The 24,112-nt window shown below is 50.2% G+C and carries 8 protein-coding genes; all 8 read right to left on the reverse strand.

Going from position 1 to position 24,112, the window contains the following annotated elements; translation table 11 throughout:
• Positions 1–133 precede the first annotated feature (133 nt).
• Positions 134–7,825 carry an AAA family ATPase gene (locus tag P6910_RS04000; protein WP_317144995.1) on the reverse strand — a complete coding sequence of 2,564 codons (7,692 nt, stop codon included), beginning with the start codon at positions 7,823–7,825 and terminating at the stop codon, positions 134–136.
• Between the two features lie 40 nt (positions 7,826–7,865).
• A complete protein-coding gene (locus tag P6910_RS04005; RefSeq protein WP_317144996.1) occupies positions 7,866–8,087 on the reverse strand; it encodes a hypothetical protein in 222 nt (73 codons plus the stop codon).
• A complete protein-coding gene (locus P6910_RS04010; RefSeq protein WP_317144997.1) occupies positions 8,056–8,370 on the reverse strand; it encodes a hypothetical protein in 315 nt (104 codons plus the stop codon). The genes P6910_RS04005 and P6910_RS04010 overlap by 32 nt, the downstream gene beginning before the upstream one ends.
• Positions 8,330–8,476: a hypothetical protein gene (locus P6910_RS04015; RefSeq protein WP_317144998.1), complete on the reverse strand. Its 147-nt coding sequence runs from the start codon at positions 8,474–8,476 to the stop codon at positions 8,330–8,332. Before P6910_RS04015 ends, P6910_RS04010 begins: the two co-directional genes overlap by 41 nt.
• Positions 8,477–8,537: 61 nt before the next feature.
• Positions 8,538–8,684: a hypothetical protein gene (locus P6910_RS04020; protein ID WP_317144999.1), complete on the reverse strand. Its 147-nt coding sequence runs from the start codon at positions 8,682–8,684 to the stop codon at positions 8,538–8,540.
• Positions 8,685–8,745: 61 nt separating this feature from the next.
• Positions 8,746–8,940, reverse strand: coding sequence for a hypothetical protein (locus tag P6910_RS04025; RefSeq protein ID WP_317145000.1), 195 nt, complete (start codon positions 8,938–8,940; stop codon positions 8,746–8,748).
• Positions 8,941–8,970: 30 nt separating this feature from the next.
• Positions 8,971–16,323: an AAA family ATPase gene (locus P6910_RS04030; RefSeq protein ID WP_317145001.1), complete on the reverse strand. Its 7,353-nt coding sequence runs from the start codon at positions 16,321–16,323 to the stop codon at positions 8,971–8,973.
• Between the two features lie 150 nt (positions 16,324–16,473).
• Entirely contained in the window at positions 16,474–24,021 is a 7,548-nt protein-coding gene (locus P6910_RS04035; RefSeq protein WP_317145002.1) for an AAA family ATPase, read from the reverse strand.
• Positions 24,022–24,112: the final 91 nt, after the last annotated feature.

Below are 24,112 nucleotides of genomic sequence, written 5' to 3' on the forward strand. Positions count from 1 at the left end.
ATTTTTGTGGGTGTCCAATATCTATATGTGGGTGTCCAATATCTATAATCCTCATTCGGATTTTTGTGGGTGTTCAGTATCTTATTTTTGTGGGTGTCTAATATCTCGTGATATCTCTGTGACCAAACTATGATCACCTATCCAATGAGTCACAAATCGAATCCAGATTCACGGTGTTGGAAAACTCTTCGACAATTTTTGTCAGCTCATCGGTTCTGAGCACCAGAGCGTTATTGGCGTTGAGTGCCTGCCTTAAGTAGGTTACCTTAGCAGTTTTCTGAACGAATTCGCCAAGGAATCCGCTATGAATACAAGACATCATGGCAAACAACTCTTCTGGTGAAGATGGATCATGAGCACCATAGCTGCGACTCAGGTAGATATCAGACGAGATGTGAGCATCGACCCAACAATAGGTTAAGCTACCACCATTCGAGTGTGTCACTTCATAAAGGTAATGACTGAAGGCCTGCAGAATCGCATCTGTGCATTTGTCCTCGAAATTATTCAGAAGCACTCTTTCGCTATTGCTGTCGATATCGCTATCAACAAGATCATCGCTGTCGCTATCAATAAGATCATCGCTGTCGCTATCAATAAGATCATCGCCTGTAACATCATAAGGCACGTTTTTGTCACGTTCTCTTCCGGGACAGGGACTATCCAGTTCATGTTGGAGTCGTTGTGTCTCTGCATTGAATTGATTGAGTTTTTCGAGCATCTGCTTCAGATTCGGGCTGTTCTCAACTTTCCGTTGAAACAGGACTCCGGCCTTTTCACGCATCGCTCGAATTTTCCTTAGTTCTCCCAGGATAATCACCGGACGGTGGTTCACTTTACCCGAGTTTAATTGCTCAAATGCGGGCTGGTGCAAAAGCATTCTTTCTACATTCGGAATTCCCTTAGGTTCATCCGTCCAGGCTTTCTTTAGGGATGTGCGGGTGATTTTGTCTTCAAGGAATGATGAAAAACCTTCATGACAATGAGTGATGAAAAAGGCCTTACCTTTATTTTCCCGGAAGCCTTGATAAGCCAGTCGCCATAACTGACTATTTTTTTCTCTGGCCAATAATTCTCTATACCACTTTGTCAGGCTGAGAGTGGCTTTATCTTTCAGTTCACCGACACCTTCCAGACGCAGCAATAGTTCGTGATGTTGATGGGCCTCTATAGTATCCCCTGAGTAGACCGGCAGTGGGTCCAGCCAGCCCGATGCCAGTGCTTCACGGGCAAAGTGAATAACCGAACGCCTGGTTAAGTTACTGTGTTTCAGTAAATTCACTATTAAGCTCAACCACTTTTGGGCTCTTTCTCCGCCCTGATCAATCATTTCTGAATGGAATAACCTGAGCTGTTCAATCACCAGATCTTCATCATTGTTGGACAACATGCGTTTGACTGCCTCCTCTATCGGATTAAATGGCTCCCTGTAATAGTCCAACGCTTTTTCCCCTGGTAAAGCGATCGTTGACATGCTCATGGAAAAACCAGTTGAATCTTTTTCCTGCCAAAGTTTCTGCAGTATTTCAGGAATACTTAGATGGGTTTCTGGCAATACACTGTTTTTCTCAAGGGCTTTGTTCAGTTTCTCAAGGCTCATGCCACACGCTTTAGCCAGGGTTTGCTGTTGTGCTAAATCAGCCCCTTTCATGAGTTCCTTAAACTTCTTTGGTGCAGTGCTGGAACTACAGACTTTCCTGGTGGGCTGGAAGTGAGACAGGATTTCTGTGTTCTCGTCAGGTGCCCCGCCAAAATCTGCTGTCTCCCAGGTTTGGCCTTTATCGACAGAATATTCAGCAAAGCTGTGGACGAAGCTATCAATTTGCCGACAGGGAATCCCGAAATAACGACAAAAAGCAATAAAAACAGGTACACGGTGGCGGCAGCTCCCTTGTCGCTTTGTTACCAGGAATTTAAAGAAATTTTCACCGCTCTCTGCTTTAGCCTCACCGGAAAACTGTTGGCAATACTTTGTGATCGCTTTAATGCGTTGCGTCGTGTCCTTAGTGTCTCTTATGGTCCGTAAAAGCTTCTCTATTTTGCGTGGGTGTCCACCAATACCAACAGTCTCAAAGAGTTTGTCCAGTACTGTTTTCATACCTTCTGAACAGTGGCTGTCAAACATTGTTGTTGATTGTCCTCGTCGGAATTCTTTAGCCGCTGTTTTTTCGCCAGACTTTCCGGGTTCTACAATGTAAGCAATGCGAAGAGTGTTTTTGCCTTTGGCCTCTGGAATAAACAGTGTATGAAGCCCGGTATATCGGTCCCTGACCAGGGTATATTCGGGTTCTACAGGTTGCCTTAAGAAACTCATTGCCCAGTTGTGCCAGCTCAATGCCAGATCGGGTTCTACACGCAGGGCCACGATATAGTCGTCAGGCGTCAGGCTGGGTAATACATACAGACCATCGTTTGACGACGCTATGAAGGATGCCAGTGTTTGCTTGCTGGTTAACGTCACTTCCTGGCCAGGCCCCGGTAACCGTTCAGGCGTTAGGGTTTCGACCCCCAGAATGTTCTTGCTGATCTCGCTTACTTCAATATCACCCTCAGCAGACACATCAATATTCTTTGCCTGGCAGCGATACATTGCGGAAGTGGGGTAATGGGTATTAAAAATTTTATGATCGTCAACTTGTGACTTCTTCAGCTGCTTATAGTTCGTGCGCCGGTCCAGGAACTCAGTCTGTTCCCCGCTTATATCTGGAATGCATTTTTCAGGAGCCTTCTTACCGCCGATAGCTACCGCTTTTTTAGTATGATCGTCCACACCATGCTTCGACAGATGACTCATTTGATGCCAGAACGCAGGCCAATATTGAACGGCATTGGCGTTCCACGCACTTATCTGCCTGTCAGCCTCATGAAGGTAAGGACGGGAAGCCGACAATGTCAGCGTTTGTTTCTCTTCTTCCGTCAGTTGAAATACGCTATCAGCGCCCACACCCATCTGGCAAAACACACCTTCAAACCAGCGTTGCTGCCAGCGTCGGTACAGTGCCCTTGTGAGAATATTGTCCGACTTCTTCGGCTCCAGAGAAAGACCGGATGCCTGCCATCTGGCCTGAGCCACTTTCTTGATAATTTCCGCTCTGGCTTCCTCTTCAGTCAGATCAGTCTTGATATGAATTTCATGTTTTTTTCCATCAATACTGTTGTGGTCACTGCTTCGTATCAACCAGGGTCGATCAATGCCCGGTAGCGTCTGATTGAACCAACGGCAAAGTTCAGAATCAAACTCTCCACTACTCATGGCAAGAGTCGAAGAATCGGGCAGTTCCTCCAGCGATAGGTTGGCGGCCATCAGATAAAGCCGGTAGTGCTTATTGAGGCATTGATGAAGGCTGTCGTCGGTAAAATCACCCCCTCTGGTAACAGCCTTCGCGACATTCTGTAAATCGAGGCTGGTAGGCTGCAATGGCAGGTTTTTCTGTTGCAGGTAAGCCCTTAAAAGACAATGTTTTTCTGTCAGCTTTTTAGCGACGAATGTCCCTTCTGATGACTCTGGCAACACTTTTTCGGCAATGGTCTGTAATTCTTCCGGGTTATACTGCCGAATCGGCAAATGTCGAAAACGCCCTTTCAGCGCCGGTGATAAGGGTTTTCGTCCGCTGTAATCTGGCGGGTTGATGGTGGCAAACAGGTGGAAACCCGGATGGGCGTCACCGGCCAGAATATCGTTCAATTCACCTTCCAGGTGCTGGCTGTCGATCAGATTCATTTCCGAAATCACCACGATGCCACCCTGCACTTTGGCCTTCTGGATCACTTCACACACTCTGTCCCAGGAACAATCACAGGCATTCAGGTAAAAGACTTCCGGCATCAATTCTTGCCGTTGTTCAGCCTGCTGTTTGACACTTTCAATCACCAGATTCAGCGTGGCATCCTTACCCCGTCCGGCCGGGCCTTCAATCAGTGTTGCCTGACGGCCGCCGTGTTTTCTGTCAAGATGATGAGCCTGCTGACAGCGGTTTAAGTCCTGGCCAAGCTGTTGCGCCAGTTCACAGACTGCCGATCCGGAAGTATCAAAGTCTGGTCGTATTTTTTTGGTGACTGTTCTGAAGGCCTTCTGAATATCTGACAGCGTCCTATTACGAACTCTGTCGCTCAGGCTGTTTTCCGGTTCGTAACGGACAGCAAACCAGATTTCCAGTGCTGACAGGGCATCCTGATGAGTTGCGGTGATTTCGGGCCCCAGTACGTCCCGAAAACTATGTTGGATCAAACTGTTTATTTGCTCACAGGTAACCCTGTCTCCTTTGGATAACGCACGATCCAGGTACCAACCCACCCAACTGCAGATATCCGTTAAATCCCTGGGGGTAAACTCATGCTCGGGCAAGAGTTCCTGATAATATTGCCAGAGTGCCATCACACTTTTGCTGGCATCGTGTGCAGTGTCGTTTATTTGATGCCCCGACAAATGCCTTTGTAAATGCCTGACCAGAGCCGGTTCCACCACTCTGTCCCGAAGGAAAGCCTGATCCAGGCGTGGGTAGTAAGCTCTGGGCAGTTTCCCTTTCAGGGCCGGGTCCATCTGGCGCCCGGAGTAATGATCCGGGTTACCGGTGAGAATCACCCGGTGTTTTGGGCTGACCTTGACAGGATGACCCTTCACATAGATGCAGGGTTGCGGTTCCCATAAGCCGTTTAATGATGCCAGTAATCCGGCTTGACTCAGGTTGGCTTCATCCAGAACCAGGGTAATGTATTCTCCGTCTTTGTCGGATTCGGTACTGGCCCATTCCATCAACGCCCGGTTTTGCTGCACCATAGAGCGGTCGCCATCGGCGTGTTCCTGCCACTGCCAGCATTTCATCAGGGTTTGTTCGCTGTCAGAAGGTCCAAGGGAAATCACTGAAGCCTGTCCTGAAGCGTTCGCCATCTTCGCGGAAAAATAACTTTTTCCGGTGCCGGTTTCCCCCTGCAGGAAGATAACAGGAGAGTCTGTAAGCCGGTCATGGAGTCGTGACAATCGACGGCTTTCACGATCCTTCTGACTCAGCCTGCCGCGATAAAGATCCCGGGCCAGTGCGGACAGGGGCATATCAGCGGAACCTTGCCATGCCATTGATTCAGACAGTCGATGTTTTATGCGTTCAATGCCTTCTGTCTTGGAATTCGCTGTTCTGGCGATGTGGAAACAATCGCTGGCCAGAGCGTGAATGGCATCGGATCGGGTCTGCCCCAATGGCAAAGTTAACTGCCAGCCACAAGCCAATGCATCCTGCAAACGTTTAATCTGTCTTGATGGTCTGATGGCTAACTGACTATATCGCTTTGCTGCCGCCGGATTGATTCCCAACTGGTGCGCCATTGCCTGTCGATATTCTTCAGGCCCATGGGCCACAATCAGGGCACAAAGTCTGTCCAGAACGTCTTTCTTGTCCGACGATGAAATTGGACTTCCATAGGACAGTGGTAATCCTTTGGATTCAGTGTCCTTAAATACTGTCGGATCAATGGTTCTGGTCAGTTGCCAGAAGTTCTGCCTCACAAACGCTCTGTCCAACTTCGGGGCACTGTTGATGATGGCATTTAACTGATCCAGGTCTACCGAGGCGGCTTGTTCTTCATCCGGCGTCTTATCCGGTAACAATTGCCAGCAAGCCACTTTCAGAAAATCGCGCACGGGCGGATTGTGCCGGGCGCCATGGGTGATAACACTATTGATGGCCTTGCGCCAGTGGCTGGGTAAAAGCTGTTTGGACTGGTCAACCTGCTGTGCCCGCCGGGCAGCCAGTATCAGGTTATTCAACAATCCTTCGGTCATTTCAGGCAGAGGCTTACAAAGGTTGCCAGGTACGGTTTTAAAAGCTTTGTAAAGCGATTGAAGCGCTTGTTCTGGCAGCTCAGTTCGGGAGAGACCATGCCTGCGGGCATTAATCTCCCAGAGATCGACCTCAGGACAGGAGTCAGCCGTGGCGACCATCGAATTAAATAGTGAAGAGGAACTTCTCACAGACTCGGGCCAGAGCAGGGTGATACGGGCGTCCGGGTAGGCCTGTAATTGGCCATTCACCAACAGAGGCTGTCCAACCACCAGGGGTTCCAGAAGCTGCTGAAGTGTTGGATTGCTTTCCAGCCCCCTTAATACAACCGGCTTCCCAGCGGTTAATGCCTCCTGCAATGGACTCTGTTTTCGTCCAAAATGTGCCTTTTGTTCCGAGGTGATATGGATATTATCGAATAACTGGCTGAAGCCCGTCTGCTCATTGATCTGAATGACCAGAGGTGGTTCCTGGTGCTGATTGGTCCAGTGACTTGCTTGGGCATATTGCTGATAAGTGACGGTTCTGAAGGCAGGATAATCTCTGACTTTTTTCTGTGACTGAAAGCTTCTGAACAAAGAGTGTTCATTGTTTTCTTTCAATCCCAGAGCCTTCGGCTGCTGTCTTGAATGAGCCACCTGAAGTCGGGGTTTCAGGCCGGTCATCTTGCCAATAGCCTGCAGTGTGCCCAACAAACAGAACCAATGTACCTCAGTGAGGGGAGAAGTTATGATGACAGTTCCACCGTCCCGAACCTGTTCCAGCAGAAGGGTGTTAGGGACTGCATAGCCTTCCGGAGCAATAGCAACAGGATTCAGCCATTGGCTGATATTGCTCTGGTTAATAATGATCGGGTTGCCTGATGAGTGCTCCTTGTCGAGTGCTTTTTCACCTTTTTTGTGGCCTTCTTTGTGGCCTTCTTTGTCTGGAGAGTGGGACAGGCTTTGGAACAGTGAATAAAGCTCGTCGCTCCCCACCGGTAGCTGATAAAACTGGACATTGTCGGGTAAAGAACAGATCTTTCCATTACTTTCAAAGCACTGTTGCGCGAGCATCTGTCGAATCGTCTGTTCAAAGGCCAGATCCTGCCAGTTGGCTCCTTTCAGAATGACCCGTTGTCCGGGCCTCAATAGCTCAAGCTTGCCGGGGATGTGCCGGATTCGTCCCTGTTGATCGACACCGGGACCGCCCAGCAGCAAGTGTCGCCAGTGGCTGTGCAAGTGACAGTCAATAACAAGGGTATTATCTTCGTTCGTAGCGCTTTCAGCAGCAGGGAGTTGAGGCAATAGCGGAGCAACCTCGTCGATATCCATTGACGGGCTATTGCCGGTTTGTGCGTTGAATTGCCAGGTATTTCCCGGTCGGTTAATTCGCCGCCAGAAATCGGCCCCCGGTGCGTCGGCCCCCGGTGCATCGGCCCCCGGTGCAGCCTCACACTGGCCAAACGATATCAACTGTGCAGGGTCTGCCAGGACCAGCAGAGAAACATGCTCACCCAGAGGGCGTTTCTTCTGGCTGAGTTTGTCGTACAGGCTGGGGTTATCCGGGTCCAGCAGGTCGTTAAATTCAGGCAGTTCTTCGCTGGTGAGTTTTCGGATATCCATTACCAGGGTCAATGGCTGCGAACTTTCAAACAGCTTGCCCGGATACAGAGCGTGGCGACCATCGTCGGAAATACTCAACCGGGTCACCAGGTTAGCCTGTGAGAGATCATCGGGATGGGAAATAACAGTAACATCCTGATGTTCATCACAGGTCCTGGCAATCAAAAGCTGTCGAATCTCGTCATCACTGGCGACAAAACGAAAATCGAAGGAATGAGGGGGCTTTTGGAGCGTTGAATCCAATGAGGATACAGTTCTTGGTCTGTCAGGCAAGGTTTTCGAAGATGGCGATCTCTTTATTCTGGACCTTACTTCAGAGCAGCTTCTTACAGCCTTCTTTTGCTTTGACGATAAATCCAGCTTTGCTATCTTGGCTGCCGCGCCATGATCAAGGAGGTTTGGATCCAGAGCGTTTTTTTTTCTACCTTCGTCAATCTGACCATCCATAGTCAATCTCCACACTGCTATCTGAAGAATCAAGTTGAAGTTATCTGACAATTTGACCTTTAAATTGATCGTAAGTTCCATTTAAATAGGCAGCCACAACCATCATTCCCGGTTTCACTCCCGTCATTCGAGGCTGTCGCAAAACTCCAACAGCTCGTTCCCATGCTCTGAGGTCGTCATTCCCGCGAAGGCGGTTGTCGCAAAACTCTGGTTCCCATGCTCTGAGGTCGTCATTCCCGCGAAGGCGGGAATCCAGGGCCAACAGTGGGTCTCTGCCTTCTCGGGGATAACAAGGCTAGTGGGGGCACCGGGCAGTATGGTTTTGGTGGTGAGTCAGTGTGGATTCCCGCCTTCGCGGGAATGACGAGAATGAAGCCGGGAATGACGAGAATGAAGCCGGGAATGACGGGAGTCAACTCGTTCCCATGCTCTGAGGTCGTCATTCCCGCGAAGGCGGGAATCCAGGGCCAACAGTGGGTCTCTGCCTTCTCGGGGATAACAAGGCTAGGGGGGCACCGGGCAGTATGGTTCTGGTGGTGAGTCATTGTGGATTCCCGCCTTCGCGGGAATGACGAGAATGAAGCCGGGAATGACGAGAATGAAGCCGGGAATGACGGGAGTCAACTCGTTCCCATGCTCTGAGGTCGTCATTCCCGCGAAGGCGGGAATCCAGGGCCAACAGTGGGTCTCTGCCTTCTCGGGGATAACAAGGCTAGGGGGGCACCGGGCAGTATGGTTCTAGTGGTGAGTCATTGTGGATTCCCGCCTTCGCGGGAATGACGAGAATGAAGCCGGGAATGACGAGAATGAAGCCGGGAATGACGGGAGTCAACTCGTTCCCATGCTCTGAGGTCGTCATTCCCGCGAAGGCGGGAATCCAGGGCCAACAGTGGGTCTCTGCCTTCTCGGGGATAACAAGGCTAGGGGGGCACCGGGCAGTATGGTTCTGGTGGTGAGTCAGTGTGGATTCCCGCCTTCGCGGGAATGACGAGAATGAAGCCGGGAATGACGAGAATGAAGCCGGGAATGACGAGAATGAAGCCGGGAATGACGAGAATGAAGCCGGGAATGACGGGAGTCAACTCGTTCCCATGCTGGAGAGAGTTTTGCGACACCCTCCATTCGAGGGTGTGATGTCAAGGCTTTTAAAATGATTCAGACAACGAATTCAAATTCAGGCTGTCCAAAAACTCCCCGGCAATTTTTGTCAGATCATTGGGTTTCAGGATCAGGGCATTACTGGCACTGAGTGCCTGCCTTAAGTAGTCATCCCTGATAAATCTCTGAAAAAAGGAGGGGGTACCAAATTCAAACATCATGGCATGCAGCTCTTCTGGAGAGGATGGATCATGAGCGCCACAGGAGTCTGACCCGGCGTAAGCATCGGTCCAAAAATACGTCAAGCAACCGCCGTTCGAGTTTGTCACTCCATACAGATAATGACTGAAGGCTTGCTTAATTGCTTCCCAGCATTGTTTTTTAAAGTTTTCCAAAAGTTCAGATGATTCCTCATCAGGTTTTGCTTTGATGTCTTCCAATAACTGCTTCAAGCTCGGGCTATTCTCAGCTTTTAGTTGGATCAGAGCCCTGACCTTTTCAATTATCCCGCAGTCGAACCATAAAGGTCGCCCCAACATAATCACCGGACGGTGGTTCGCCGTGCCAGGTTTTAACCGCACAAAGGCGGGCTGATGCACCAGCATTCGTTCAATATTCGGAACTCCCTGAGGTTCGTCCGTCCAGGCGGTCTGTAAAGATGAGTGGGCCATTTTATTTTCAAGGAGTGGCGAAAACCCACCATGACAATGAGTGACGAAAAAGGAATAATCTCCGCAGCTTTGTAAATAGCCAAAAGTGCATCGCCATTCATGGCTGTTTTTTTCCCTGGAGAATAATTCCGTATACCACTTTTTCAGGCAATGGTTGGCATTTACCTTCAATTCATCGATGCTTTCCAGACGCACTAATAGCTGATGATGCTGTGCGGCATTCATAACATGGTTATGGTAGGTCGGCAGTGGATCCAACCAACCCGATACCAGGGCTTCATGGGCAAGGCGAACAAAAGGAGGTCTGGCTAAGGCTTTGCTATTCAATAAACTATTCATTGAACTCAACCACCTTGTAGGGATTGTCCCACCCTGAGCAATTATTTTTGAGTACAACAACTTGAGTTGTCCAATGACCTGATCGGCATTATCGTTGGACAATATTTTTCCTACTGCATCCGACATCGCTTTATGTCCATTCTCATCATCGTTATAGACCTCAGCGATCAAAATCCTGTCGCGATATCTTAATGTTTCTTTTTCCAATAATATTGAGACACCCATGGAAAAACTGGCTAAATCTCCTTCCTGCCAAAGTTTGTCTACCATATCGGAGCTGCTTAGACTGACTTTTGGCAATGCACCGTTAGTCTCAAAGGTTTTGTTCAGTTCCCCAATGCTGATGCCGCAGGATTTAGCCAGAGCTTGCTGTTGTGTCAGGTCGGCGCCTTTCAGGAGTTCCTTCAGTTTCTTTGACTCAGTGCCAGAACCACTGACCCTCCTGGTAGGCTGGAAGACAGACTGGGTTTCTGTCACCTCGACAGGCGCCCCGAGCAAGTTCACCGACTCCCAGGTTTGGCCTCTATTCGTAGAACACTCGGCAAAGGCGTGAGTAAAGTTGCCAATTTGCCGACTCGGAATCCCGAAATAGCGACATAAAGCGACAAAAACAGGCACACGATGACGACAGCTTCCTTGCCGTTTTGTTACCAGGAATTGAAAGAAATTTTCATTGCTCTCTGCTACGGCGTTACCGGAGAACTGTTGGCAATAGTCCTTGATCGCCTCGATGCGTTGCGTCGTGTTTTTAGCGTTTTTTATTTGCCATAAAGGCCGCTGTTCTTCGGTTGGGTCTTGCAGGCCTTCAATGGTCTTAAACAATCTGTCCAGTACTGTTTTCATGCCCTCTGAACAGTGGGCGTCCAAGCGTATTGCCTGTTTCGGGAGGGCTACTTTGGCGGGTGTTTTTTTGTCCGCTTCTCTGGGTTCTACGACATAAGCAGCTTCAATACTCTGGAAGGGTTCGGCCTCAGGAACAGAGAGTGTGTGGAGACCGGTATATCGATCCCTGGTCAGATTATATGGCAACTCGGGTTTTATACGCAGGGCGACGATATAGTCGTTAGCCTGCAGGCTGGGCAAGGTACATCGACCCTTGTGCAATGGGATGATCAGGGTCGCCAGTGTTTGATCGCTGGTTAGCGTCACTTCCTGGTCAGGCCCCGGCAGACTGTCAGGTATCAGGGTTTCAACTCCCCGAATATGTTGATCATTAATATCGATCAGTTTGATATCACCCCCGGCAGTCACATAAATATCTTCTGCCTGCCAGCGGTACATATTGGAAGAAAAGCTCTGCGTATCAAAAATTTTATGATCGACAACTTGCCGCTGTTCCAGGTACGAATAGTTCGTATTCTGGTCCAGTGCTGTAGCCTCTTTCTCATGGACTTCCGGATTGTATTTTTCAGAACTGTCAAGCCATTGGTTCGGCAGATCACTTATCTGCTGCCAAAACGCAGGCCAACATTGAACTTCATTGGCGTTCCACGTCCTTATCAGCTCATCAGCCTCCCGAAGATAAGGCAGGCAAGCCGATTTTTTCAGCGTTTGTTCCTGTTCTCCTGTCAGAGGGAACAGGTTATTGGCGTCTACGCCCGTGCGACCAAACTCACGAGAAAACCAGCGTCGCTGCCAGTGTCGGTAAAGTGCCCGGGTGAGAATATCGTCCGACTGATCCGGCTTCAGGGAAAGACCGGATGCCTGCCATTTGGCCTCAGCCACCCTCTTGATAATTTCCGTTTTGGCTCCCTCTGTACTCAGATCAGCCTCAATACGAATCTCATGATTGTTTTCATCAATACTGTTGATATCACTGCGTCGTATCAACCAGGGACGACTAATGCCCGGTACCCTCTGGTTGAACCAATAGCAAAGTTCAGAATCAAGCTTACTTTTACCTATGGCGAGAGCCGATGACTCTGGCAGTTTCTCCAGCGATAAGCCGGCTGCCATGAAGTAAAGCCGGTAGTACTTATCGAGACATTGATGCAGTCCGTTTTCAGTAAAATCGCTCCGTCTGATAACAGCCCTGGCAACATTCTGCAGATCAAGGCTGGTCGGCTGCAAGGGCAGGTTTTTCCGTTGCAGGTAAGCCCTTAATCGGCAATGTAACTGAGTCAGCTTTTTAGCCGCGAATTTCCCCTCCGTGGTCTGTGGCAACACTTTTTCGGCAATGGTCTGCAATTCGGTCTGCTTATACTGCCGGATCGGCAAATGTCTGAAACGACCTTTCAGCGCTGGTGATAAGGGTTTTCGCCCGCTGTACTGAGGTGGGTTGATGGTGGCGAACAGGTGGAAGCCCGGATGGGCGTCACCGGCCAGAATATCGTTCAATTCACCTTCCAGATGCTGGCTGTCGATCAGATTCATTTCTGAAATCACCACGATGCCGCCTTGCACTTTTGCTTTCTGGATCGCTTCACACACTTTATCCCAGGAACAATCACAGGCATTCAGGGGAAATATCTCTGGCATGGTTTCTCCCTTTTGCCTGACCTGCTGTTTAACACTTTCGATCATCAGATTCAGCGTCGCATCCTTACCCCGTCCGGCCGGGCCTTCAATCAGTGTCGCCTGACGACCACCGTGTTTTATCTTGCGATGATAAGCCTGCTGACAGCGACTTAAGTCTTGTCCCAGCCCTTGCACCAGCTCACAGACTGCCGATCCGGAGGTATCAAACTCAGGTCGGTGTTTTTCGGTGAATTCCATGAAGGGCTGCTGTATATCCTTCAGGTTATTTATGCGGACATTGTCGCTCAATGTGTTGTCCAGTGGGTAACGGGCGGCAAACCAGATTTCCAGTGCCGAAAGGGCATCCTGTTGAGTCTCGCTGATTTCGGGACCCAGTAGATCCCGGAAACTTTGTTGGATCAAACTGTTCACTTGCTCACAGCTAACACTGTCTCCTTTGGATAACCCGCGATCCAGATACCAGCCCACCCAACTGCAGATATCGGTTAAATCCCTGGGGGTAAACTCATGCTCGGGCAACAGCTCCTGATAATATTGCCACAGTGCCATCACACTCTTTGTGGCAATGTGTGCAATGTCGTTTATTTGATGCCGTTGTAACTGATTGAGTAGAGCAGGTTCCACTACCCTGTCCCGAAGGAAAGCCTCATCCAGGCGTGGGTAATAAGCTTTGGGCAGTTTCTCTTTCAGGGCCGGGTCCATTTGGCGTCCGGAGTAATGATCGGGGTTGCCGGTGAGAATCACCCGGTGTTTTTCGCTGACCTTGACAGGATGACCATTCACATAGATGCAGGGTTGCGGTTCCCACAAGCCGTTCAGTGACGCCAGCAAGCCGGCTTGGGCCAGGTTAGCCTCATCCAGCACCAGGGTTATATAGTTTCCTCCAACATAGCCTCCATCTTTGTCGGATTCGGTACTGGCCCATTCCATCAATGCCCGGTTTTGCTGCACCATAGAGCGGTCGCCGTCGGCGTGCTCTTGCCACTGCCAGCGTTTCATCAGGGTTTGTTCGCTGTCAGAAGGTCCAAGGGAAATGATCGCAGCCCAGCCTGAAGCCTTTGCCATTTTGGCAGAAAAGTAGCTTTTCCCGGTGCCGGTTTCTCCTTCAAGGAATATAACGGGAGAGTCTGCAAGCCGGTCATGGAGTCGGGATAATCGACGACTTTCACGATCCTTCTGACTCATCTCGCCGTGATAAAGATCATAAGCCAGTGCTGACAGGGACTGGTCATTGGAACCCATCCATTTCATTGATTGAAGCAGTCGATTTTCTATGCGTTCAATACGCTCTGAGTCAGGATTCTCTGTGACATATTCTCCCCTGGCAATATGGAAACAATCAGTGGCCAGGGCGTGAATGACATTGGCTCGGATCTGCCCCGCTGGCAAAATTAACAGCCAGCCACAAGCCAGTGCATCCCGCAAACGTTTAATCTGTCTTGCTGGCCTGATGGCTAAGGGTTGAGAGGGCTCTGCTGTCGCCGGATCGACTTCCAACTGATACGCCATTGCCTCCCGTTTTTCTTCAGGCCCGTGAGCCGCGATCAGGGCACAGAGTCTGTCCAGAGCTTCTTCTTCATTGCTCAGTGGAAATGGACTGCCATATCTCAGTCGTAATTGCTGGGCTTTAAATACTGCCGGGTCAACGGCTCTGGCCAGTTGCCACAGGTTTTCCTTCACAAACTCTCTATCCAACCGTGGGGCAGTAATGATGATGTCAAGCAAGCGATCCGGGTCTACCCAGGCGGCTTGATTCTCATCTGACTTCTTATTGATATCCGGCGTATTATCCGGTAGCAAGTGCCAACAAGCCACTTTCATAAAATCACGCACGGATGGATGTTGCCGGGTGCCATGAGTGACGACGCTGTTGATGGCCTTTCGCCAGTGGCAGGGCAGAAGCAGTGTCGACTGGTCAACCTGTTGTGCCCTGCGGGCAGCGAGTATCAGATTATTCAACAAGCCTTCAGTGATTTCAGGCAGAGGTTTACAAAGGTCGCCGGGTACGGTTCCAAAGGCTTCGTAAACTTCATTAAGCGCCTGTTCTGGCAGCTCAGCCCGGTGGATACCATGCCTGAGGGCATTGCTCTCCCAGATATCAACCTCAGGACAGGGTTTGCCTACGGCAACCATGGAGTTCAATACCGAAGAGGGGCTTTGCGCAGACTCAGGCCAGAGTAGGGTGACATGAGTGTCCGGGTAGGCCTGTAATTGGCCACTCACCAACACAGGTTGCCCAACAATCAGGGGCTCCAGAAGCTGTGCAAGCGCAGGATTACTCTCGAGTCCCAGGATGACTAACGGCTTACCAGCGGTTAATGCTTCCTGGAACTCACTTTGAGATCGTCCAAAATGGGCTTTTTGTTCCGAGGTGATATGGATATTGTCAAATAGCTGGCTGAAGCTTGTCTGCGCATTGACCTGAATGACCAGAGGTGCTTTCGGGTGATCATTGATCCAATGGCGCGCCTGGGCGTTTTGCTGATAAATGACGGTTTCAAAGGCAGCCTGGTCTCCGGTTTTTTCCTGTGGGATGGACACAGGCTGCTCATCGTTTTCTGTTAATCCCAGGGCTTTCGGCTGCTGTCTTGAATGAGCCACCTGAAGTCGGGGCTCCAGACCTGTTGTCTCGCGAATCGTCTGCAGTGAACCCAGCAAACGAAACCAGAGGGCTTCATTAAGAGGTGAGGTTACGGTGACTACAGCACCCGCCAGAACCTGTTCCAACAGGCGGGTGTTAGGCGCAGCATAGCCTTCCGGGGTAATGGCAACGGGGCTCAGCCATTCGCTGATATTACTCTGGTTAATAATGATCGGGGTTCGTGGTGGGTTATGGGAAAGTCCTGCCTCATCAGGGTGGGACAGGGCCCGGAACAGTGAATGAAGCTCGTCATACCCTACCGGCCTCTGATAAAACTGAACATCGTCGGGTAAATGACAGATCTTGCCATTGCTCTCAAAGCACTTTTGCGCCAGCATTTGTCGCATCGTCTGTTCAAATGCAAGATCCTTCCAGTTGGCTCCTTTCAGAATCACCCGTTGTCCGGCCCTCAATGACTCAAGCCTGCCGGGGATGTGCCGGATTTGTCCCCTTTTATCCACTCCGGGGCCGCCCAGCAGCAACTGTCGCCAGCTGCTGTGCAAGTGACAGTCAATAAGAACGGTATTGTCGTCATCCACAGCGCTTTCAGCAGAGGGGAGTTCAGCCAATAAAGGAGGGACTTTGGCTGGAGTATTGCCGTTGTGTGCGTTGAACTGCCAGGTATTTTCCGGTCGATTAATTCGCCGCCAGAAATCAGCCCCCGGTGCGTCGGCCCCCGCTGCATCGTCACGCTGCCCAACCGATGCTAACTGTGTGGGGTCTGCCAGAACCAGCAGGGAAACATGCTCCCCCAGGGGACGTTTCTTGTGGCTGACTTTGTCATATAGACAGGGGTTATCCGGATCCAGTAGATCGTTGAATTTTGGCAGATCCCCGCTGGTGAGCTTTCGGATATCCATTACCAGAGTCAATGGCTGTGAACCCTCGAACAGCTTGCCTGAACGAAGGGCGTGGCACCCATCGTCGGAAATGCTCAACCGGGTCACAAGATTAGCCTGTGAGAGGTCATCGGGATGGGAAATAAGGGTAACATCCCGACGTTCATCGCTGGTCTGGGCAACTAAAAGCTGTCGAACCTCATCATCGCTGGCAACAAAACGAAAATCAAAGGCATGAGGGGTCTTTGAGTGTGAGGATACGGTTCTCGCTTTGTCAGGCGATGTTATTGGAGTTGCCGATCTGTTGAGTTTGGCGGTTACTTCAGGGCAGGTTTTTACAGCCTTTGACCATGAATCCAGTTTTGCACCAGTGTCTGGTACACCAGTATTACGAACGGAGTTGTTTATTTTCTCATTAATCCGACCATCCATAATCAATCTCTCTCCTGTCATCTGAAGGACTGCATTGAAAATGTTCAATAATATGACCTTCAGACAGGATGGAAGTTCCGCTTGGATAGTTAGCCGTTAGCATTGAAGGAAGTAGCCGATCTCGAAAAACTCATCATGACCAAACGCTTATCACCGATCCAATGACTCATAAAGCGAGTTCAGATTCACACTGTTCAAAAACTCTTCAGCAATTTTTGTCAGCTCAGCGGTTCTCAGTAACAGAGCGTTACTGGCGTTCTGTGCCTGTCGCAGGTAGTCATCTTTGATAGTTGTCCTGGAGATAGAGTGATTTGTTAATTCCATCATGGCATCCAGCTCTTCTGGAGAGGAGGGATCATGAGCACCATAGGTGGAGGTAGTGCTGGTCGAGTAGGCTCCCAACATGCAAGAGTCTGACCAACAACACGTTAAGGAACCGCCTTTCGAGTGTGTCAATTCGAACAGGTAATGCATGAAGGCCTGACGGATGGCTTCGGAGCATTTGCTTTTTAAATTATCCACAAGTGTTCGCTCCTCAGGTGACAACTCAGTGGACAACTCAGTGGACATGGATTTGTATTTGCTTTTGATACCCATACATGCCTGATTAATTATAAACTGCAACTCTTTTACAGCTCTACCCTTAGCGGGATTATTAGCGCCATGCTGCAACTGTGTAATCATATTTTCAAATGCTTGATCAAGATAGAGGTCTTGCCCTTTTTTGGTTGCCAGATATTGATTGATTTTTTCCAATAACGGCTTCAATACCGGACTGTTTTCAACTTTCTGATAAAACAGGGCATCGGCCTTTTCATCAATCGCTGTGTCTTCCCATTGAGGTTGCCCTACGATAATCACCGGGCGGTGGTTCGCCTTACCCGGGGTTAACTGCACAAATGCTGGATTGTGCGCCAGCATTCGTTCTATATTGGGAATGCCCTCAGGTTGGTCCGTCCAGGCCTCCTCTAAAGATGAGTCGACAATACTTTTTTCAAGGGATAACGAAAACCCATCATGACTATCAGTGATGAAGGCGTGGGTATCACCTTCATCCTCTTTGATGTTTTTATAATACAACTGCCATTCCTGGCTATTTTTTTCCCTGGGATAAAACGTCTGATACCACTTTTTCAGGCAATGGGCGGCTTTAACCTTCAGTTCATCGACGCCTTCCAGATCCGACAATACCAGATTAAGTTGCGGGGTCAGCATAAGATGATCTCTATCGGTCGGCAGTGGGTCCAGCCAACCCGATTCCATGGCTTCATAGGCAAAATGAATCACCGAAGGTTTGCTTGAGTCACTGTCTTTCAATATGCCCACTATTAAACGCGACCACTGATGAGGGCTTGCTCCGGCCTGATCCATTATTTTTGAATGGAGTAACTTGAGAAGCTCAGTGATCTGATCTTTATCACTGTTGGACAGTATATGTCTGGCTGCCTCCGCTATTGCTTTAAATTCTTTCTCGACGCAGGCCAATGCTTCTGTCCCCAGAGACTCGATCACTGAGACAGCCATGGAAAAACCGGCTAAATCCTTTCTCTGCCAAAGGTTCTTCAGAATACTGGAGAGACCTGGATTCGTTGCTGACCATGCCCTGTCTGAAGCAAGGGCTTTGTTCAGTTCCCCGAGGCTCATACCACAGGCTTCAGCCAGAGCTTGCTGTTGCGCAAAATCAGCCCTTTGCAGGCAATCCTTAATCTTCGCTGACACATTACTGGAATCTCTTACCTTCCAGATGGGCCGGGAGTCAGATTTGATTTCTGTTAATCCTGCAACTGCCCCGCCCAAATCCACCGATGTCCAGGTTTGACCGTCATCCGCGGAATACTCAGCAAAGCTGTGGGCAGGGTTATCGATTTGCCGACATGGAATCCCGAAATAACGACAAAAAGCAACGAAAACAGGCACACGATGACGACAGCTACCTTGTCGCTGTGTGACCAGGAATTTAAAGAAATTTTCACTGTTCTCTGGCTCAGTCTCGCCGGAAAACTGTGTGCAATAGTCCGTGATCGCCTCAATACGTTGCTTTGTGTTTTTAGCTTTTTTTATTGTCTCCAAGCCCACCCGTATTTCAGATGGCTGATCGGCAATGTTCTCAAACAATCCATTCAGTACCTCTTTCATACCCTCTGAACAGTGGACGTCAGGCCGTGTTGATCGTCCTGCCCGGGCTGCTTCGGCCGGTGTTTTTTTGCCCGCTTCTCTCGGTTCTACGACGTAAGTCACGTAAATAAACTGATCGGCTCTGGCCTCTGGAACCGACAGCCAGTGAAGCCCGGTATATCGGCCCCTGATCAGGGTAAATGCCATCTCGGGTTGTATACGCAGAGCCAGGATAGACTCGTCAGGCATCAGGCCGGGCAATAGATACTGACCATTCTTCGATGACGTTTTAAATTTCGCCAGTGTTTGAACGCTGGTTAATGTCTCTGGCAGTTCGTGCGACGGTGTGAGGGTTTCAAACCCTTCAATGTCCTGATCATTGATATCGGGCCGTTCGACATCACCCTCGGCAGTCACATTAATATCCTTTACCCACCAGCGATTCATCACGGATGAAGGGTACTCGATATCAAAAACTTTATAGCTATAACACTGTGGCGTCTCCAGATGCTCATAGTTAGTTATCCGGTCCAACACCCTGGCCTTTTTCCTGAGGGCTTTCAGGATGTGTTTTTCAGAATCGTCAAGCCTGTGGTTCAGCTGATCACTTACCTGGTGCCAAAACGCGGGCCACAATTGAACTGCGTCGGAATTCCATGCCCCTATCCGTTGATCAGCTTCCTGAAGATAAGGCTGGTTGGCAGACATTTTCAGTGTTTGTTCCTGTTCTTCCGTCAGGGGAAAGACGCTATTGGCATCCACGCCCGTCTCGCGAAACTCATGAGCAAACCAGCGTTGTTGCCAGTGTCGGTAAAGTGCCTGGATGAGCATATCGTCCGACTGATCCGGCTTCAGGGGAAGACCGTATGCCTGCCATTTGGCCCGAGCCACCGTCCTGATGATTTCAGCTTTGACTTCTTCGTTATTCGGACGAGCCTTAATACGAATTTCATGGTTTTTTTCATCAATACTGTCGAGGTGACTGATTCGTATCGTCCAGGGACGATCAATGTTGGGTAATGTTCGGTTGAACCATTCGCAAAGTTCGGAATCAAACACGCCTTTACCGATGGCAAGAGTTGATGACTCTGGCAGTTTGTCCAGTGATATATTGGCGGCCATCAGGAAAAGCTGGTAGTGCTGAGTGAGGTATTGATGAAGTCCGTTGTCGCTAAAATCGCTCCCTCTGGCAACAGCCTTTGCGACATTCTGTAAATCACGGCTGGTGGGCTGTAACGGCAGGTTTTTCCGTTTCAGGTCTGCCCTCAATCGACAATGTAGCTGAGTCAGCTTTTCAGCCGCGAATTTCCCCTCCGCGTTCTGTGGCAACACTTTTTCGGCAATGGTCTGTAATTCGGTCGGGTTGTACTGCCGGATCGGCAAATGTCTGAAACGTCCTTTCAGCGCCGGTGATAAGGGTTTTCGACCGCTGTATTCAGGTGGGTTGATGGTGGCGAAGAGATGAAAACCCGGATGCGCGTCACCGGCCAGAATACCGTTTAACTCACCTTCCAGATGCTGGCTGTCGATCAGATTCATTTCCGAAATCACCACGATGCCGCCATCGACTTTTGCCTTCTGGATCGCTTCACGCACTTTGTCCCAGGAACAATCACAGGCATTCAGGGGAAAGACCTCTGGCATGGATTCTCCCCGTTCTACAGCTTGCTGTTTGACACTTTTGATCAGCAGGTTCAGCGTGGCATCCTTACCCCGTCCGGCCGGGCCTTCAATCAGCGTTGCCTGACGACCGCCGTGTTTTCTGTCGTGATGATAAGCCTGCTGACAGCGGCTTAAATCCTGCCCAAGCTGTTGCGCAAGTTCACGGACTGCCGATCCGGAAGTATCAAACTCAGGTTGGATTTCTTTGGTCAATGCTTCGAAGTCCCGCTGAATATCTGGCAGGGTGTGGTTATGAACTTTGTCGCGCAGGGTGTTGTCCGGTTTGTAACGGGCAGCAAACCAGATTTCCAGTGCTGAAAGGGCATCCTGTTGAGTCTCGCTGATTTCGGGGCCCAAGACATCCCGGAAACTTTGCCGGATCAAACTGTTCACTTGCTCACAGCTGGCAGTGTCGCCTTTGGATAAGGCACGATCCAGATACCAACCCACCCAGCTGCAGATGTCGGTTAAATCCCGGGGGGTAAACTCATGCTCGGGCAACAGCTCCTGATAATATTGCCACAGTGCCATCACACTTCTGGTGGCCCTGTGTGCAATGTCGTTTATTTGATGCCGTTGTAACTGATTGAGCAAAGCCGGTTCCACCACCCTGTCTCTAAGGAAAGCCTGATCCAGGCGTGGGTAAAAAGCCCTGGGCAGTTTTTCCTTCAGGGTCGGGTCCAGCTGACGCCCGGCATAATGATCGGTGTTGCCGGTGAGAATGACCCGGTGTTTTTCGCTGACCTTGACAGGATGACCATTCACATAGATGCAGGGTTCCGGTTCCCATAAGCCGTTCAATGACGCCAGCAATCCGGCTTCAGCCAGGTTAGCTTCATCCAGCACCAGGGTTATATAGTTTCCTCCAACATAGCCTCCGTCTTTGTCGGATTTGCTATTGACCCATTCCATCAGCGTCTGGTTTTGCTGCACCATAGAGCGGTCGCCGTCGGCCTGTTGTTGCCACTGCCAGCGTTTCATCAGGGTCTGTTCACTGTCAGAAGGTCCGAGGGAAATGACTAAAGCCTGTCCTGAAGCCTTTGCCATCTTCGCTGAAAAGTAACTTTTCCCGGTGCCGGTTTCTCCCTCGATGAATATAACGGGAGAGTCTTTAAGCCGCTCATGGAGCCGGGATAATCGACGGGTTTCACGATCCTCCTGACCCATCTCGCCGTGATAAAGATCCCGGGCCATTGCTGACAATGGCCTATCACCAGAACCCGACCATTGCAGTGAATCAGACAGTCGATTTTCTATGCGTTCAATGCGTTCTGAGTGAGGATTCTCTGTGACATATTCTCCTCTGGCAATGTCTAAACAGTCGGAGGCCAGAGCCTGAATGGCATCGGATCGGGTCTGCCCTGATTGCGAAAGTAACTGCCAGCCACAAGCCAGAGCATCTTGCAAACGTTTAATCTGTCTGGTTGGCCTGATGGCCAGGGATTGCCAGGGCTTTGTTGCCGCCGGATCGACTGCCAACTGATAGGCTATGGCGTCTCGTTTTTCCTCAGGCCCATGGGCCGCGATCATGGCACAAAGCCTGTCCATAAAGTCTTTTTCACGCCGCTCTGGAAACGGACTTTCATAGGACAGCTCTAATCCGGCACCTTTAAACACTGCCGGGTCAAAGGCTCGGACCAGTGGCCACAGGTTCTGCCTGACAAACTTTCTATCCAGTCGCGGGGCGCTATTGATGATGGCCGCTAACTGATCCGGGTCTACCGAGGCGGCCTGATCCTTATCCGGTAACAAGTGCCAACAAGCCACTTTCATAAAATCACGCACCGCCGGATGCTGCCGGGTACCATGGGTGATGACACTATTGATGGCCTTGCGCCAGTGGCGGGGTAAAAGCTCTGAGGAATGGTCAACCTGCTGAGCTCGTTGGGCAGCCAGTATCAGGTTATTCAACAACCCTGCGGTCATTTCTGGCAGGGGTTTGCACAGGTAGCCAGGTACGGTATTGAATGCTTTGTAAAGTGAGTGAAGGGCTTGTTCTGGCAGTTTTGCCCGGCGGATATGATGCTTGAGGACATTGATATCCCAGAGGTCGGGCTCTGGATACAGCTCACTCTTGGCGACCATCAAACGAAATACTAAGGATGGGCTTTTCACAGACTCAGGCCAGAGTACTGTCACACGAGCTTTCGGATAGGCCTGTAATTGGCCATTCACCAGCAGAGGTTGCCCGACAATCAGGGGTTCCAGAAGCTGTTGAAGGGTTGGATTGCTCTCCAGCCCCCGGAAGACCACCCGATTGCCAGTGGTCAATGCCTTCTGCAAGCCACTCTGACTGCGTCCAAAATGTACCTTTTGTTCCGAGGTGATATGGATATTATCAAATAGCTGGCTCAAGCGGGTCTGTTCATTGACCTGAATGACAAGAGCTGCTTCACCGTGACGATTGACATGATAATCTGCATGGGCAGGTTGCTGATAAATGAAGGCATTAATGTCGGTTTGCTCTCTGTTTTTTTCCTGTAGATGGTGGTTATTGGCCAGAGAGTAGGCATCGTTTTCTGTCAGTCCCAGAGCTTTCGGCTGTTGTCTTGAATGAGCTACCCGAAGTCGGGGCTTTAAGCCTGTGGTCTCGCCAATAGTCTGCAGAGAACCCAGCAAACGAAACCAATGTGCCTCAGTGAGGGGAGAGGTTACGGTGACCACACCCCCTGCCCGAACTTGTTCCAGCAGACAGGTGTTAGGGACTGCATAGCCTTCCGGAGCAATGGCAATCGGGCTCAGCCATTGGGCAATATTACTCTGGTTAATAATGATCGGGTTTTGTGGTGTCTGCCCTTTACCAAACCCTTTGTCACTCGAGCGGGACAGGGTCTGAAACAGTGAATGAAGCTCATCCTCCCCCACTGGCATTTGATAAAACTGAACATCGTCGGGTAACCGACAGAGCTTGCCATTGCTCTCAAAGCACTGTTGCGCCAGCATCTGTCGAATTGTTTGCTCAAAGGCCAGATCCTGCCAGTTGGCTCCTTTCAGAATGACCCGTTGTCCGGCTCTCAATGACTCAAGCCTGCCGGGGATATGCTGGATTCGCCCCTGCTGATCCACTCCGGGACCACCCAGCAGCAACTGTTGCCAGTGGCTGTGCAAGTGACACTCAATAAAAACGGTATTGTCGTCGTCCATGGTGCCTTCGACACTGGGCAATTCAGGCAATAGTGGAGGAACTTTATTGATGGCCATCGATAGGACATTATCGGTTTTATTGTCGGTCTGAGCATCGAACTGCCAAGTATTGCCCGGTCGATTAATTCGCCGCCAGAAATCAGCCCCCGGTACCTCGTCTGTGCTGCCGGGAGATTTCAGCTGTGCAGGGTCCGCCAACACCAGCAGAGCAACATGCTCGCCCAGAGGGCGTTTCTTCTGGCTGACTTTGTCGAACAGACAGGGGTTATCCGGGTCCAGTAGATCGTTAAATCGGGGGAGTTCAGCGCTGGAGAGTTTTCGGATATCCAGCACCAGGGTCAATGCCTGCGAATCTTCAAAGAGCTTGCCCGAACGCAGAAGGTGGCGACCATCAGCGGAGATGCTCAATCGGTTCAGCAGGTTAGCCTCAGAAAGGTCATTGGGATGGGAAATCAGGGTGACGTCCCGGCCTTCATTGCAGGTCTGGTCAACCAAAAGCTGTCGAACCTCATCATCACTGGCGACAAAACGAAAATCGAAGGCATGAGTGGGCTTTGGCAGGGGGGAGTCCGTTGAGGATACAGTTCTCGCTCTGGCAGGCAACCTCTCCGAAGACGGTGATCTCTCCAGTTTGGGCCTTACTTCAGAGCAAATTCCTACATCCTTCTTTGGCTCTGACGCTAGATCCAGCTTTGCTATCTTGGCTGCTACGCCATCATCAGGCAGGCCAAGATCAAGAGCGCGTTTTTTTGTGCCTGTGCCAATCTGACCATCCATAGTCCATCTCCTTTGTCATATAAAACTAATACTGAAAGTCTTCAGTAATATGACCTCAGGGTTGGAAAAAAGTTCCATTTAAAGAGATAGT

Source organism: Endozoicomonas sp. 8E (assembly GCF_032883915.1).
GTDB lineage: Bacteria > Pseudomonadota > Gammaproteobacteria > Pseudomonadales > Endozoicomonadaceae > Endozoicomonas_A.